Origin of the sequence: Streptomyces sp. NPDC057249, from assembly GCF_042669245.1 — a bacterium.
Lineage (GTDB): Bacteria > Actinomycetota > Actinomycetes > Streptomycetales > Streptomycetaceae > Streptomyces.
Genome location: NZ_JBHUXS010000001.1, coordinates 447,972 through 460,926 on the forward strand (window position 1 = coordinate 447,972; position 12,955 = coordinate 460,926).

Sequence of the window (12,955 nt, forward strand, 5' to 3'; positions counted from 1 at the left end):
CAACGACACCCGGACGGGCACCCTGTGGTTCGCGATCGCCTCTGAACAGGCGCCCCTAAACTCCCGTCACGTCCAGAGCCGTTCCGTACAGCCGGTCCACCTTCAGCCGGATGACCACCCGGCGCTCGGCCACCAGCTGCTCAAGGAACACGCCCTCGTCCTCTGGTCGCGCGGCCGGCGGGACCATGGCGAGCAGCTCCCGCCCGACCGCGTCCCCCGGAGTGGTCGTGACCTCGGAGACCTCGGCCGTGCCCTCCGCCACGGCAAACGACCACACGTCGTCGCCCCGTACGTGCAGCGCCGCGTGCGGGTCGCGGCGCAGGTGCGAGACCTTGACCCGTTCCACGGTCGTGGAGAACCGCGCGACGCGGGCCGCCGCGTCCCAGCTGTAGAGCATGGTCGTCAGGTGCGGGTGGCCGCTGCGCTTGACGGTGGCGAGCGTGCCGAACTGCTGTTGGCTCAGCAGTTCGGACAGGGACGCGTCGGACAGGGGGCGCGGCGCGGGTCCTTGAGTCATGAACAGCTCAACGCCCGTACGCACAACGGGATTCCCCGGTCTCCGTAAGCCCCCTACAGCCGCTCGGACAGGGACGCACGAAACGCGGACCACGCGGCGGGGGTGAGTACGAGGACGGGGCCGGCTGCGCGCTTGGAGTCGCGGACGGCAACCACGCCGGGGGCATTGCGGGCGACCTCAACGCACTCCTGACCGTTGTTCCCGCCGCTGTAGCTGGACTTGACGAACTCATACGCGGGCACGCGGTCTACAGCTCCTTGAGGATTCCGTCGATAAGCACCAGCGAGTTGCGCTGTGCAAGCGCGACACGCGTCATGCGGTCGAAGAGCCGGTCGTGGCGCTCGGCATCAGTATCGCTCTCCAGCCACAGAGTGCTCGAGGTGGTATCCATGTGGACCACGTCAAGCGCCCCGGGTTCGGCAAAGGACACGATGGTGAACGCGCTCGTCATGCCCGGGTGTGCGCCCGCGAGGTATGGCATCACCTGGAGTTTCACGTTGGGGCGGTGGGCCATGTCCAGCAGGTGGCCCAGCTGCTCCCTCATCACCTGGCGGCCGCCGACGAGTTGGCGCAGCGCGCTCTCCTGCACGAGGGCCCACAGCTCCAGGGGGCGGTCGCCAGTCAGACGGGCCTGCCGGGCCATGCGGGCCTCGACGAAGGGTTCGATCTCATCCGGGTCCGCCCAGGAACCGTTGCCCACAGCCAGCGCCCGCGCGTAGTCGGCGGTTTGCAGGAGGCCGGGCACGATGGCCAGTTGCCAGGTGCGCAAGCCCGTGGCGATGTCCTCAAGCGCCACGTACTCGACCATCGCGTCGAGCCCCGGGTACTGGTTCCACCAACCGCTGGCCTTGCGGCGTTCGCGGTCGGTCTTGGCGAGTGCCAGCAGTTTGCCGACCGTGGTTTCGTCGGTCTCACCGTAGAGATGGCAGAGGGCCCTGACATCCGGGTCCCGCATGGGCACGAGTCCGCGCTCGATCTTCGCCACCTTGGCGACCGAAGCGGTAAGGGCCTCCGCCGCGTGCGCCTGGCGCAGCGAACACGCCTCCCGCATACGCAGCAGCTCGCCGCCCAAACGGCGTCCGAGCACGGTGGAGACCGTACGGCCCCGATCCGGGTTGCTACCCGCCACAGCCCACTCCCTCCCACATGGTCCGCCTCAGTCTGAAGCTCCGGTCCCTCGAACACCAATTAGGGCAGAGAATTCTCTGCGGGAAGTAGTTGCTGCCCGCGGCCAAGTTCCACTACTTTCAGTGGCGCCAACATCACGCAGAGATATCTGGCGGAAGCGCACCACCCTGCCCGCATGGGCACGGACCGGCAATGCCACCGCCCCCCCACCCCAGAGAGGCCCACCCATGTCCACACCCGCCGAGGCCCCCCAGGACAATGCCCCGCTCCACGAGGACCGCCTCGACTACGCCCCCACCGCCCGCAGCGTCACCCTCGCCCGCCGACGCGCCGCGCGGCTCGTCACCGCCTGGGGGCACCCCCACCGCGCCGCGGAAGCAGCCCTCCTCGTCTCCGAGTTGGCGACCAACGCGCTCATCCACGGCAGCCTGCGCGGGCGGCTCTTCCGGGTCCACCTCACCGTCACCGGCACTGCCACAGGCACCGCCCTCCGTATCGAGGTCAGCGACCCCCGAGGGGAACGGCTGCCCGGGCTCCGCGAGGCGGACCCGGACGAGTGCTACGGGCGCGGGCTCGTCCTCGTGGACGCCGTCGCCGATCGGTGGGGGGTCGAGCCGCGCACCGTCGGGAAGACCGTGTTCGCCGAACTCGCGCTACGGACGGCGGAGGCGGCACCGAAGGGCCCCCAGCGGCTCGGACCGGAGGCCGGTGCGGGCCCCGGTCAGGCGGCGGGCCCGACGACGATGACCCGCCGCCCACGCGTGTGACCCGCCCGGCTGTCCGCGTGCGCCTGGGCCGCCTCCTCGAGGGTGTACGACTTCTCGACGGGGATGTGGAGCCGCCCCCGCGTGATCAGGCCCACCGCCTCCGCGAGCGCGTCCGGCACGCTCCCGGCCACGCCGGAGAAGCGGACGCCGTACTCCGGCGCACCGAGATCGGCGATGGTGATCACCCTGTCCGGGTCCCCCGTCAGCCCGACGAGTTCGGGGAGCACGCCCGCGCCGGCCAAGTCGAGAGCCGCATCGACGCGGCCGAGCCCGCGCACCCGCTCCACCCAGCCCTTCCCGTACGTCGTGGCGAGCGCGCCCAGGCCGCGCAGGTAGTCCTGGTTCGCGGCGCCGCCGGTGCCGATCACCGTGATGCCGCGGTCGCGGGCGATCTGGAGCACCGCCGACCCGACTCCCCCGGAGGCCCCGCTCACCAGCAGCGTCTCGCCCGGGCGCACGCCGACCTGGCCGATGACGCGCAGAGCGGTCTCCACCACGGACGGATACCCGGCCGCCTCCTCGAACGTCAGCCCCTCGGGCATCCGGGCCCACGCCGACAGCACGGCGAACTCCGCGTAGGTGTCCGCGCCTTCGCCGAACACGCGGTCGCCGATCGCCACGCCCTCGACGCCCTCACCCACCTCGTCCACGACCCCGGCGGCATCCAGCCCGACGCCGGAGGGCAGCACGGTCGGATGGGCGCCCAGCACCTGGCCCTCACGGACCCGCCAGTCGACGGGGTTCACTCCTGCCGCCCGCACGGCGATACGTATCCGGCCGGGGCCCGCGTGGGGCTCCTCGGCATCGACGAGGCGCAGGACATCGGGGCCGCCGAACTCGGCGAAGCTCACTTTCTTCATACCGGGGACGTTAGCACTACCGGTTAGTGTTTTGAAACGGTTACGGATACGTACCTGATAGCGTGAGCGCATGACCGTGCAGTCCGGGCGCCGCGAGCGCAAGAAGGCCGCGACCCGCCAGAAGATCGCCGACACCGCCCTGCGGCTCTTCCTGGAACGCGGATACGAGGCGGTGGGCATCCGGGACATCGCCGCCGAGGCGGACGTGGCCGTCACCACGCTCTTCTCCCACTTCGCCTCGAAAGAGGCCCTGGTCTTCGAGCAGGACGCCGACTTCGAGCACCGGCTTGCGCAGGCGGTCACCGGCCGCGCACCGGACGAACCGCTCGTGGCCGCACTGCGCCGCGAGATGCACGCCATGGTGCGGCACTGCACGGCGGAGGGCGCCGCCCCCATCTGGCGGATGATCGACGGGTCGCCCTCGCTGCGGGAGTACGAGGAGTCGATGAAGCTGCGGCACGCGGAGTCACTGGCGACGGCCATCGCCGCCGACCCCCAGCTGTCCCGGACCCCGACGGCCTGCCGGACTGTCGCCAGGTTCGTGGTCGACGCGCACGCGCTGGCCCGCGAGGCGGCCGATCCGGAGGCCGCGGTGGACGAGATCTTCGGGATGATCGAGGCGGCCTGGGAGTCCACGGCCGCCCCCTGAGGGCCCTGGCCGGCGTACGGACGAGGGGCCCCGCAAGCGTCACGGGACCCCTCGTCGGTGTGCCCGCAGGCACGGAACGTACGACTCAGCCGCCCTGCCCCGCGCTGCCGATCGGGCCGACCGTCACCGGGGCGCCGGACCCGTCCGTAACGGGCAGCGAGGGCTTGCCCGGCCAGGCCAGGGTGACCGGCTTCGTCTCGTTCGGCGGGGTCACCACGAGCCCTTCGATCTTGACGCCGGAGCCGCCCGTCTCGTTGAGCGGGTAGGTGACGGCGAAGGCGATCGTCTTGCCGTTCTTGAGGACGTACGGGTCTGCGGGCGCCCCCTTGCGCTCGGCGGAGATCGTGCCCGCGTCGGTCTTGAGATCGACGCCGGCGAACCCCGCGACCATGCAGTCCCGGCCGCTGGTGTTCTTCATCTCCACCGCGACGGACCCGTCCGGATCGCCGTCGATGAAGGTGTCCTTCGCGGTGATCTCCAGCCCGGCGGTGCGGCACTCGGCGGTCCTGCCGGACTGGTCGGCTCCGGCCCCGGCGGCGGTGTCCTTCCCGCTGTCCGAACCGCCCGAAGCCGTACCGCTTGAGCCCGAACCGCCGCCGGAGGCGGACGCGGTCGCGGCCGACGACGGGTCGGTCTGCGCCGCGTCGTCGCCGTCGTTCTGGCAGGCCGTGAGCGAGAGGCCCGCGACGACGGCCAGGGCGGCGAGGGTGATCTTGTGAGCGCGCATCGTTGGGTCCTCGTATCCGTTGACAGTTCCGATCAGCAAGAACTGTCCGGGGCGGGTACCCGTTGCGCCCAACCAGTGGCTAATACGCCCTTGTTACACATGCCGAGGGGCCCGCGCAGCCTGCACGCGGGCCCCTCGTCGACGCACACCTACGCCCAGGTGATCAGCCGCTTCGGCTGCTCCAGGATCGCGGCGATGTCCGCCAGGAACTTGGAGCCCAGCTCGCCGTCGATCAGGCGGTGGTCGAACGACAGGGCCAGCGTGGTCACCTGACGGGGCTTCACCTTGCCCTTGTGGACCCAGGGCTGGAGCTTGATCGCGCCGACCGCGAGGATCGCGGACTCGCCCGGGTTGATGATCGGCGTACCGGTGTCGACGCCGAAGACGCCCACGTTGGTGATGGTCACCGTGCCGCCCGCCATCGCGGCCGGGGACGTCTTGCCGTCCCGGGCCGTGGCGACCAGCTCGCCCAGGGACGCGGCCAGCTGCGGCAGCGTCTGGTCGTGGGCGTCCTTGATGTTCGGGACGATCAGGCCGCGCGGGGTGGCGGCGGCGATGCCCAGGTTCACGTAGTGCTTCTGGACGATCTCCTGGTTCGCCTCGTCCCAGACCGCGTTGACCCCGGGGTTCCGCTTGATCGCGACCAGGAGGGCCTTGGCGATGACGAGGAGCGGGTTGACCCGCACCCCCGCCATGTCCTTGTCCTCCTTCAGCTCCGCCACGAGCTTCATCGTGCGCGTGACGTCGACGGTCACGAACTCGGTGACGTGCGGAGCGGTGAACGCGCTGCCGACCATGGCCTGCGCGATCGCCTTGCGGACGCCCTTGACCGGGATACGCGTCTCGCGGGCACCGGCCGGGACGGGAGCGGGAGCCTGGGCCGGAGCCTCGACGGACGGCTCGGGCACCGAGGGCGCTGCGGACACCGAGGGCTCCGCGGGCGTCGCCGCCGCGTGCACGTCCTCGCGGGTGATGACCCCGCCCGCGCCGGTCGGGGTGACCGTCGCCAGGTCGATGCCCAGGTCCTTCGCGAGCTTGCGGACCGGCGGCTTGGCCAGCGGACGGGCCTCCGGGAGCGCCGCCGTGCCCTGGCCGTTCAGCTCGGCCTGGACGGCGGCGGGCGCGGCGGCCGGCGGCGCGGTCTCGGCGCCCTTGCGGGCCCGCCGCTTCGTGGAGGACTCGGACACGCCGTACCCCACCAGGACGGGCTGGCGGCCCTTGGGCGCCTCGGCCTCGGGGGCGGGGGCCTCGGGCTCCGAGGGTGCGGAAGCGGCACCGGAGTCCGACCTCGGCGCCACGTCCACCGCGATGATCACCTGGCCCACGTCGACCGTGGTGCCCTCGGGGAAGCGCAGTTCGTGGACGACGCCGTCGAACGGGATCGGCAGCTCGACGGCGGCCTTCGCGGTCTCGACCTCGCAGACGACCTGGCCGTCGGTGACGGTGTCGCCGGGCTGGACGTACCACTTGAGGATCTCGGCCTCGGTCAGTCCCTCGCCCACGTCGGGCATCTTGAACTCACGGAAGCGAGCAGCGTTGGAAGTGTCGGTCATCGTGGTCACGCTCCTCTCTCCTCAGTACGCCAGCGAGCGGTCGACGGCGTCGAGCACCCGGTCCAGGCCCGGCAGGTACTCCTCCTCCAGCCGCGCCGGCGGGTACGGGGCGTGGTAGCCGCCGACCCGCAGCACGGGCGCCTCCAGGTGGTAGAAGCACCGCTCCGTGATGCGAGCGGCGATCTCGGCCCCGGAGCCGTAGAAGACGGGCGCCTCGTGGACGACGACCAGGCGGCGGGTCTTCTCGACGGACGCCTGGATGGTGTCGAAGTCGATCGGGGACATCGAGCGCAGGTCCACGACCTCGACCGACTTGCCCTCCTCCTGGGCGGCCGCGGCGGCCTCCAGGCAGACCTTGACCATCGGGCCGTACGCGGCGAGCGTGAGGTCCGTGCCGGTGCGGGCGACGGCCGCCGCGTGCAGGGCGCCCGGGATGGACTCGGTGTCGACCTCGCCCTTGTCCCAGTAGCGCCGCTTCGGCTCGAAGAAGATGACCGGGTCGTCGCTCTGGACGGCCTGCTGCATCATCCAGTACGCGTCCGACGCGTTGGACGGCGAGACCACCTTCAACCCCGCGACGTGCGCGAACAGCGCCTCGGGCGACTCGCTGTGGTGCTCGACGGCACCGATGCCGCCGCCGTACGGGATGCGCACGACGACGGGCATCTTGACCTTGCCGAGCGCGCGGGCGTGCATCTTCGCCAGCTGCGTGACGATCTGGTCGTACGCGGGGAAGACGAAGCCGTCGAACTGGATCTCGACCACGGGCCGGTAGCCGCGCAGCGCGAGGCCGATCGCCGTACCGACGATGCCGGACTCGGCGAGCGGGGTGTCGATGACGCGGTCCTCGCCGAAGTCCTTCTGCAGGCCGTCGGTGATCCGGAAGACGCCGCCGAGCTTGCCGACGTCCTCACCCATGATGAGGACCTTCGGGTCGGTGTCGAGGGCCTTGCGCAGCGACTCGTTGAGCGCCTTCGCGAGGGACATCTTTTCCACGGCCATGGTTACTTGCCCTCCTCGGCGAACGAAGCCTGGTAGGCGGCGAACTCGGCGCGCTCCTCGTCGACGAGCGGGTTCCCGTCGGCGTAGACGTGGTCGAACATCGCCATCCGGTCCGGGTCGGGCATCGCCCGTACGGCCTCGCGGACGCGCTTGCCGAGCGCCTCGCTCTCCTCGTCCAGGGCGGTGAAGAACGCCTCGTCGGCCGCGCCCTGCTTCTCCAGGTACGCGCGCAGGCGCAGGATCGGGTCCTTCGCCTCCCAGGACGCGCGCTCCTCGTCGGCCCGGTACTTCGTCGGGTCGTCCGAGGTGGTGTGCGCGCCCATGCGGTACGTGAACGCCTCGACCAGGGTCGGGCCCTCGCCGCGCCGGGCGCGCTCCAGGGCGGAGCGGGTGACGGCCAGGCAGGCCAGGACGTCGTTGCCGTCGACGCGGACGCCGGGGAAGCCGAAGCCCTGGGCGCGCTGGTAGAGCGGCACCCGGGTCTGCTTCTCGGTGGGCTCGGAGATCGCCCACTGGTTGTTCTGGCAGAAGAAGACGACCGGGGCGTTGTAGACGGCGGAGAAGGTGAACGCCTCCGCGACGTCGCCCTGGCTGGACGCGCCGTCGCCGAAGTACGCGATCACGGCCGAGTCCGCGCCGTCCTTGGCCACGCCCATGGCGTAACCGGTGGCGTGCAGGGTCTGCGAGCCGATGACGATCGTGTACAGGTGGAAGTTGTTGCTGTTCGGGTCCCAGCCGCCGTGGTTCACACCGCGGAACATCCCGAGCAGGTTGGTCGGGTCGACGCCCCGGCACCAGGCCACACCGTGCTCACGGTAGGTCGGGAAGACGTAGTCGTCGTCGCGCAGGGCCCGTCCCGAACCGATCTGGGCGGCCTCCTGGCCCAGCAGCGAGGCCCACAGGCCCAGCTCGCCCTGGCGCTGGAGGGCGGTGGCCTCGGCGTCGAAGCGGCGGGTGAGGACCATGTCCCGGTACAGGCCGCGCAGCTCTTCCGCGCTCAGGTCGATCGAGTAGTCCGGGTGCTCGACGCGTTCGCCCTCGGGCGTCAGCAGCTGTACGAGCTCGGGCGTCGAACCCTCCGGCGTCTTCGCGGGCGTTTTCGCGGCGCTGGTCCGCTTGCTGCTGCGTCGCGGTTTGCGCGCGGCAGCAGTGCTCTCCACGGTCACGTGCGTGCTCCTCCGTCGGTCCGGCCCCCGGGGTCTGCCGGGAGACCAGTGCGGCTCGCCTGTGTCCGTACCCGTGCACGGGGTGGGTGCCGCTCGGTCCGGGAAACAGGCGTGACAGGTGCCCCGGCGAGCGCCCTGTCCAAGGCACGTTACCCAGTGCTTCCCATAACTGCGAAACCCTCCCTGACCTGCGATTTTGCTTGGATATCCAAGTAAATCGAGGAATTCGGGAAGCCTCGCTGGTCACAGCACTGATCACAGCCTCGCAGGCCGCCGGAACAACGGCACGTTATCCCGCCCGGCAGCGGCAGGGAAGGGGTGAGTGTGTGAGACTGCGATTGTGCGCGAAAAAGGAAAAATCACCGTATTCCTACTCGACGATCATGAAGTGGTCCGGCGCGGGGTCCATGAGCTGCTTTCGATGGAGGACGACATCGAGGTGGTCGGCGAGGCGGGCACGGCGGCCGACGCGCTGGTGCGGATTCCGGCGGTACGCCCCGATGTGGCCGTGCTCGACGTACGGCTGCCGGACGGCAGCGGCGTCGAGGTCTGCCGCGAGATCCGGTCCCAGGACGACTCCATCCACTGCCTGATGCTGACCTCGTACGCCGACGACGAGGCCCTGTTCGACGCGATCATGGCGGGCGCGTCCGGCTATGTCCTCAAGGCGATCCGCGGCAGCGAGCTGCTGACGGCGGTACGCGACGTGGCGGAGGGGAAGTCCCTGCTGGACCCGGTCGCGACCGCGCGCGTGCTGGAGCGGCTGCGCGACGGCAAGCGCGGACGGGACGACGAGAAGCTGGCCAACCTCACGGACCAGGAGCGCAAGATCCTGGATCTGATCGGCGAAGGGCTGACCAACCGGGTGATCGGCGAGCGGCTGCACCTCGCGGAGAAGACGATCAAGAACTACGTGTCCAGCCTGCTGTCCAAGCTGGGCATGGAGCGCCGCTCGCAGGCCGCCGCCTACGTGGCCCGGCTCCAGGCCGAGAAGCGCTGAGGGACTTTGGTCCCGGCGAAACGGGGGCTGCGGCCTCTTATCCGGCCCACACGGACTGGCCGACAGTGGAGGGCATGTCCACCGAGGAACTCCACGCGATCGACCTGCTCGGCCGGGTCCCCTACGGCCGGCTGGCGACCAGCATGCGGGCCCTCCCGATGCTGACCGTGGCCCGGCACATCGTCATCGACGGGCGCGTCGTGCTGCGCATGCACAGCGGGCTCGGCCACCACGGCGCCTGCGACGGGGCGGTCGTGGCGTACGGCGCGGACAACTTCAACACCGCACCCGTCGGCACCGAGGACCTGTGGTCCGTGCAGTTCACCGGGCCCGCGCGGGTCGTGGAACCGACCCCCGTTGAGCGCGAGCGCTTCGGACCGCCGCCGGTCGAGGTCAACGGCGAGCCGTTCGCCCCCTCGTACCTCTGGCTCGAACCTCACTTCGTCACGGTGCACACTCTGGACTTCCACGCAAGCCGGCAGATCCGCAACGCAGCGTGATCTAACATCTGACGCGTGTCGCGCTCATCTGTCGCCTCCCCGCCGGTTCCGCCGGTCGGCGAGGTGCTTCGCCGTTACCCGGACGCCGGTGAGCCGCTCACCTGCACCCCGCTCGCCCAGGGCCTGCTCAACCACGGTTACCGGGTGTCCACCACGCGGGGCTCGTACTTCCTCAAGCACCACTCGGACGACACCACCCGCGACCGCGCCACCATCGTCCGCCAGCACCGCGCGACCCGGCGCCTCCAGTCACTCGGAGTGCCCGTCGCCCCGCCCGTCCGGGCCCGCGACGGCGAGACCGTCACCGAGATCGCCGGCCGCTGCTACGCCCTCCACCCCTGGGTCGACGGCCTGCACCGGGGCGGCGCCCAGCTCACCCTCGCCCAGTCGACGCGTCTCGGGACGCTCCTCGGAGCCGTACACACGGGTCTGGAGCAGGTCATGGGCGCCGAGCGCGATACGGGGACGGGCGGCGGGCATCCGCCCGGTTACGCGAGCCCCGAGGCGGCCGACACCTACGCGCTGATCGGCGACCTGCTCGCCGCCGCGCGCGGGCGCCGCAGCCGGGACGCCTTCGACGAACTCGCCGAGCACCGGCTGCGCGAGCGGCGCGTGCTGCTGGAACGGTACGCCGACCGCCGGCCGCCCGACCCGGGGGCGCCCGCGACCGGCTGGGTGCACGGCGACTTCCACCCGCTGAACGTGCTCTACCGGGGCGCCGACCCGGTCGCGATCCTCGACTGGGACCGGCTGGCCGTCCAGCCCCGGGCGGAGGAGGCGGTCCGGGCGGCGGCGATCTTCTTCGTGCAGCCGGCCGGCGCGCTGGACCTGGCGAAGGTACGCGCCTACGCCCGGGCCTACCGGCGGGCGGCCGGGGCGGACGCCGGCGAGCTGGCGGCGGCGGTGCACCGGGTCTGGTGGGAGCGGCTCAACGACTTCTGGATACTGCACTGGCGCTACTGCCTGAACGACCGGAGGGCCGACCCGCAGTTCCCCGCGGTGTCGGCCCTGGCGGTCTGGTGGACCCGTGAGTACGAGGCGGTGCGCGCGGCCTTCACGGGGTGAGCGGAGCTCAGTTGCCCTCGGCCGAACCCGCCGCTCCCGTGCCGGTGGTCCCCGCGGAGGCGCCCTGGGCGGCGCCGCCCGGGGCGCCCTCCGAACCCTCGGCCGCGCCCTCGCTGGTGCCGGCGTCGGTGCCCTCGCTCGTGCCGGTGCTGGTGCCGTCGCTGGTCCCGGTGCTGGTGCCGTCGCTGGTACCGGTGTCGCCGTTGGTCCCCGTACCACCGCTGCCGGAACCGCTGTTGCTGTTCCCGCCGGAGCCGTTGCCTCCGCTGTCACCGCCGTCCGCGCCGCCGTTGTCCGTGCCGCCCGTGCCCGGCTGGGGCGAGGAGGCGGACGGGGACTCGGCGGTCTCGCTCGGGGTGGGCGACGGCGACCAGGTGTCGTCGCCCCAGCCGCCGCCGGTGCCGTCGCCCGGCTGCTGGGTGTCGTCCTGGGTCTCGTCGGGGGTCGGCGTGGGGGAATCCTCCGTCGGCGACGGCGTGCTGGAGGTCTCCGTGGGCTGCTTCTCGTGCTTCTGGCCGCCGCTGCTCGCCGCGTTGAGCGCGATGGCCACGCCCGCGCCGATCGCGATCAGGGCGAGCACGACGAACAGCCACAGCTTGCCGCGCCCGCCGCCGCCCTGCTTGGTGCTCCCGCCGACGTAACCCCCGTCGTCCGGGTTCATCGGCGGCAGGATCGGCGCCTGCGAGGTGTCCCCGTGCTGCGGGTAGCCGCCCATGACGTGGGTGGCGCCGGTCATGCCGCCGGGTGGGGTGCCGGGCCCGTCGTTGAGGACGACCGGGCCGGTGTTCCACGTACCGGTGTGGCCGCCCTGCACCTGGAGCATCTGCAGGCCGTACTGGACCAGGCCGCGCATCTCCTCGGCGCTCTGGAAGCGGTCGTCCGGGTCCTTCGCCAGCGAGCGCATGACGAGCCCGTCCAGCTCCGGCGGCACCGAGTCCAGGATGTTCGACGGCGGGACCGGGGTGTCCTGCACGTGCTGGTACACCACGGACAGCGGCGTCTCGCCCGTGAACGGGGGCCGCAGCGCCAGCAGTTCGTACAGCAGGCAGCCGGTGGCGTACAGGTCGGAGCGGTGGTCGACGGCCTTGCCGAGCGCCTGCTCGGGGGAGAGGTACTGCGGCGTGCCCATCACCATGCCGGTCTGCGTCATCGTGGACTGCGCGCCGTGCAGCGCGCGGGCGATGCCGAAGTCCATCACCTTGACCGCGCCGGAGTTGGTGATGATCACGTTGGCGGGCTTGATGTCGCGGTGCACGATGCCGTGCTGGTGCGAGTAGGCCAGCGCCTCCAGGACCCCGGAGACGATGATCAGCGCCTGCTCCGGCGGCGGAGCCTCGGCGCTGATCAGCAGGTCGCGGATGGTGCGGCCCTCGACCAGCTCCATCACGATGTACGGGACGGTCTGGCCGGCGACGGTGTCCTCGCCGGAGTCGTACACCGCGACGACCGCGTGGTGGTTGAGCCCGGCGACCGACTGCGCCTCGCGCGTGAAGCGGGCCTTGGAGACCGGGTCCTCGGCGAGGTCGGAACGCAGCAGCTTCACCGCGACGGTGCGCCCGAGCCGGACGTCCTCCGCCGCGAACACCTCGGCCATGCCGCCCCGGCCGAGCCGGTGGGTCAGCCGGTACCGTCCGTCGCCGACGACCCCGCCGATGCCCCAGGAATCGGTGCCATCCGGAACGCCGCCGCCGTTTGCTTCGGGTTCGGGTGCCATCAGTCCTCGCCGTCGTATCTGTCCGCGTCCGTCCGCGCGTCCGCGGGGTCTCACGGTGTCTTGCTGCGTCGCCGGCTGCGCTGCCGGCCGCATTGCCCCGTCACGCTACAGCCTCGGTGGGACAGGCCGATTCGGCGCCGGACCGGCCATCCAATCGGCTGGCGCGCCGCCGACGCAAATTCCATGCGGGTCCTGTAACGCTTCCGAGACGCTTCCGGCGCGTACGGTCACGGAACGGGCACCCGGCTTGACGTGTCGTACCCCTACGGCAGACTTGGCCAGTAATTACGGATCATCGCGTGAGTCG

General features: G+C 71.4%; 14 protein-coding genes. 5 read left to right on the forward strand and 9 right to left on the reverse strand.

Annotation, left to right across the window (positions count from 1 at the left end):
* Window positions 1-55 precede the first annotated feature (55 nt).
* From ACFUJY_RS02150 to ACFUJY_RS02160, 3 genes are read right to left on the reverse strand one after another with little or no spacing between them, the layout of a single operon-like run.
* Window positions 56-517 (reverse strand): TIGR03618 family F420-dependent PPOX class oxidoreductase, encoded by a 462-nt coding sequence (locus tag ACFUJY_RS02150; RefSeq protein WP_383293144.1) that lies wholly within the window; start codon window positions 515-517, stop codon window positions 56-58.
* 53 nt (window positions 518-570) lie between these two features.
* Window positions 571-759: a DUF397 domain-containing protein gene (locus tag ACFUJY_RS02155; protein ID WP_383293147.1), complete on the reverse strand. Its 189-nt coding sequence runs from the start codon at window positions 757-759 to the stop codon at window positions 571-573.
* A 5-nt stretch (window positions 760-764) separates the two neighbouring features.
* Window positions 765-1,646 carry a helix-turn-helix domain-containing protein gene (locus ACFUJY_RS02160; protein ID WP_383293150.1) on the reverse strand — a complete coding sequence of 294 codons (882 nt, stop codon included), beginning with the start codon at window positions 1,644-1,646 and terminating at the stop codon, window positions 765-767.
* Between the two features lie 226 nt (window positions 1,647-1,872).
* Here ACFUJY_RS02160 and ACFUJY_RS02165 point away from each other — a divergent pair, with 226 nt between their 5' ends.
* A complete protein-coding gene (locus ACFUJY_RS02165; RefSeq protein ID WP_383293153.1) occupies window positions 1,873-2,412 on the forward strand; it encodes an ATP-binding protein in 540 nt (179 codons plus the stop codon).
* Here ACFUJY_RS02165 and ACFUJY_RS02170 read toward each other — a convergent pair.
* A complete protein-coding gene (locus ACFUJY_RS02170) occupies window positions 2,367-3,272 on the reverse strand; it encodes an NADP-dependent oxidoreductase (RefSeq protein WP_383293156.1) in 906 nt (301 codons plus the stop codon). The genes ACFUJY_RS02165 and ACFUJY_RS02170 overlap by 46 nt on opposite strands.
* 70 nt (window positions 3,273-3,342) lie before the next feature.
* Between ACFUJY_RS02170 and ACFUJY_RS02175 the strand changes: the two genes are divergently transcribed.
* The gene (locus tag ACFUJY_RS02175) at window positions 3,343-3,921 is read left to right on the forward strand and encodes a TetR/AcrR family transcriptional regulator (RefSeq protein WP_383293159.1); all 579 of its coding nucleotides are present in this window, start codon (window positions 3,343-3,345) and stop codon (window positions 3,919-3,921) included.
* Window positions 3,922-4,006: 85 nt separating this feature from the next.
* On the opposite strand, the gene ACFUJY_RS02180 is transcribed toward ACFUJY_RS02175, so the two are convergent.
* The 4 genes from ACFUJY_RS02180 to pdhA form a co-directional block, all read right to left on the reverse strand.
* Window positions 4,007-4,648 (reverse strand): DUF4232 domain-containing protein, encoded by a 642-nt coding sequence (locus ACFUJY_RS02180; RefSeq protein ID WP_383293162.1) that lies wholly within the window; start codon window positions 4,646-4,648, stop codon window positions 4,007-4,009.
* A 149-nt stretch (window positions 4,649-4,797) separates the two neighbouring features.
* Entirely contained in the window at window positions 4,798-6,210 is a 1,413-nt protein-coding gene (locus ACFUJY_RS02185) for a dihydrolipoamide acetyltransferase family protein (RefSeq protein ID WP_383293165.1), read from the reverse strand.
* A 12-nt stretch (window positions 6,211-6,222) separates the two neighbouring features.
* Complete coding sequence (locus tag ACFUJY_RS02190; protein WP_164400911.1) at window positions 6,223-7,203, reverse strand: alpha-ketoacid dehydrogenase subunit beta; 981 nt, start codon at window positions 7,201-7,203, stop codon at window positions 6,223-6,225.
* 2 nt (window positions 7,204-7,205) lie between these two features.
* A complete protein-coding gene (gene pdhA, locus ACFUJY_RS02195) occupies window positions 7,206-8,369 on the reverse strand; it encodes a pyruvate dehydrogenase (acetyl-transferring) E1 component subunit alpha (protein WP_365677023.1) in 1,164 nt (387 codons plus the stop codon).
* 340 nt (window positions 8,370-8,709) lie between these two features.
* Here pdhA and ACFUJY_RS02200 point away from each other — a divergent pair, with 340 nt between their 5' ends.
* The 3 genes from ACFUJY_RS02200 (at window position 8,710) to ACFUJY_RS02210 (ending at window position 10,934) form a co-directional block, all read left to right on the forward strand.
* Entirely contained in the window at window positions 8,710-9,369 is a 660-nt protein-coding gene (locus tag ACFUJY_RS02200; RefSeq protein WP_383293168.1) for a response regulator, read from the forward strand.
* A gap of 74 nt (window positions 9,370-9,443) precedes the next feature.
* Window positions 9,444-9,869: a pyridoxamine 5'-phosphate oxidase family protein gene (locus ACFUJY_RS02205; protein ID WP_383293171.1), complete on the forward strand. Its 426-nt coding sequence runs from the start codon at window positions 9,444-9,446 to the stop codon at window positions 9,867-9,869.
* Window positions 9,870-9,932: 63 nt separating this feature from the next.
* Window positions 9,933-10,934: a phosphotransferase gene (locus ACFUJY_RS02210; protein ID WP_383293878.1), complete on the forward strand. Its 1,002-nt coding sequence runs from the start codon at window positions 9,933-9,935 to the stop codon at window positions 10,932-10,934.
* Window positions 10,935-10,941: 7 nt separating this feature from the next.
* On the opposite strand, the gene ACFUJY_RS02215 is transcribed toward ACFUJY_RS02210, so the two are convergent.
* On the reverse strand, window positions 10,942-12,648 hold the full coding sequence (locus ACFUJY_RS02215; RefSeq protein ID WP_383293173.1) for a protein kinase: 1,707 nt from the start codon (window positions 12,646-12,648) through the stop codon (window positions 10,942-10,944).
* Window positions 12,649-12,955: the final 307 nt, after the last annotated feature.

What these genes read in the sequence shown, in the direction of transcription:
- ACFUJY_RS02150 (WP_383293144.1), bottom strand. Translation starts at nt 517, where the DNA reads ATGACTCAAGGACCCGCGCCGCGCCCCCTGTCCGACGCGTCCCTGTCC.
- ACFUJY_RS02165 (WP_383293153.1), top strand. Translation starts at nt 1,873, where the DNA reads ATGTCCACACCCGCCGAGGCCCCCCAGGACAATGCCCCGCTCCACGAG.
- ACFUJY_RS02170 (WP_383293156.1), bottom strand. Translation starts at nt 3,272, where the DNA reads ATGAAGAAAGTGAGCTTCGCCGAGTTCGGCGGCCCCGATGTCCTGCGC.
- ACFUJY_RS02175 (WP_383293159.1), top strand. Translation starts at nt 3,343, where the DNA reads ATGACCGTGCAGTCCGGGCGCCGCGAGCGCAAGAAGGCCGCGACCCGC.
- ACFUJY_RS02180 (WP_383293162.1), bottom strand. Translation starts at nt 4,648, where the DNA reads ATGCGCGCTCACAAGATCACCCTCGCCGCCCTGGCCGTCGTCGCGGGC.
- ACFUJY_RS02190 (WP_164400911.1), bottom strand. Translation starts at nt 7,203, where the DNA reads ATGGCCGTGGAAAAGATGTCCCTCGCGAAGGCGCTCAACGAGTCGCTG.
- ACFUJY_RS02205 (WP_383293171.1), top strand. Translation starts at nt 9,444, where the DNA reads ATGTCCACCGAGGAACTCCACGCGATCGACCTGCTCGGCCGGGTCCCC.
- ACFUJY_RS02215 (WP_383293173.1), bottom strand. Translation starts at nt 12,648, where the DNA reads ATGGCACCCGAACCCGAAGCAAACGGCGGCGGCGTTCCGGATGGCACC.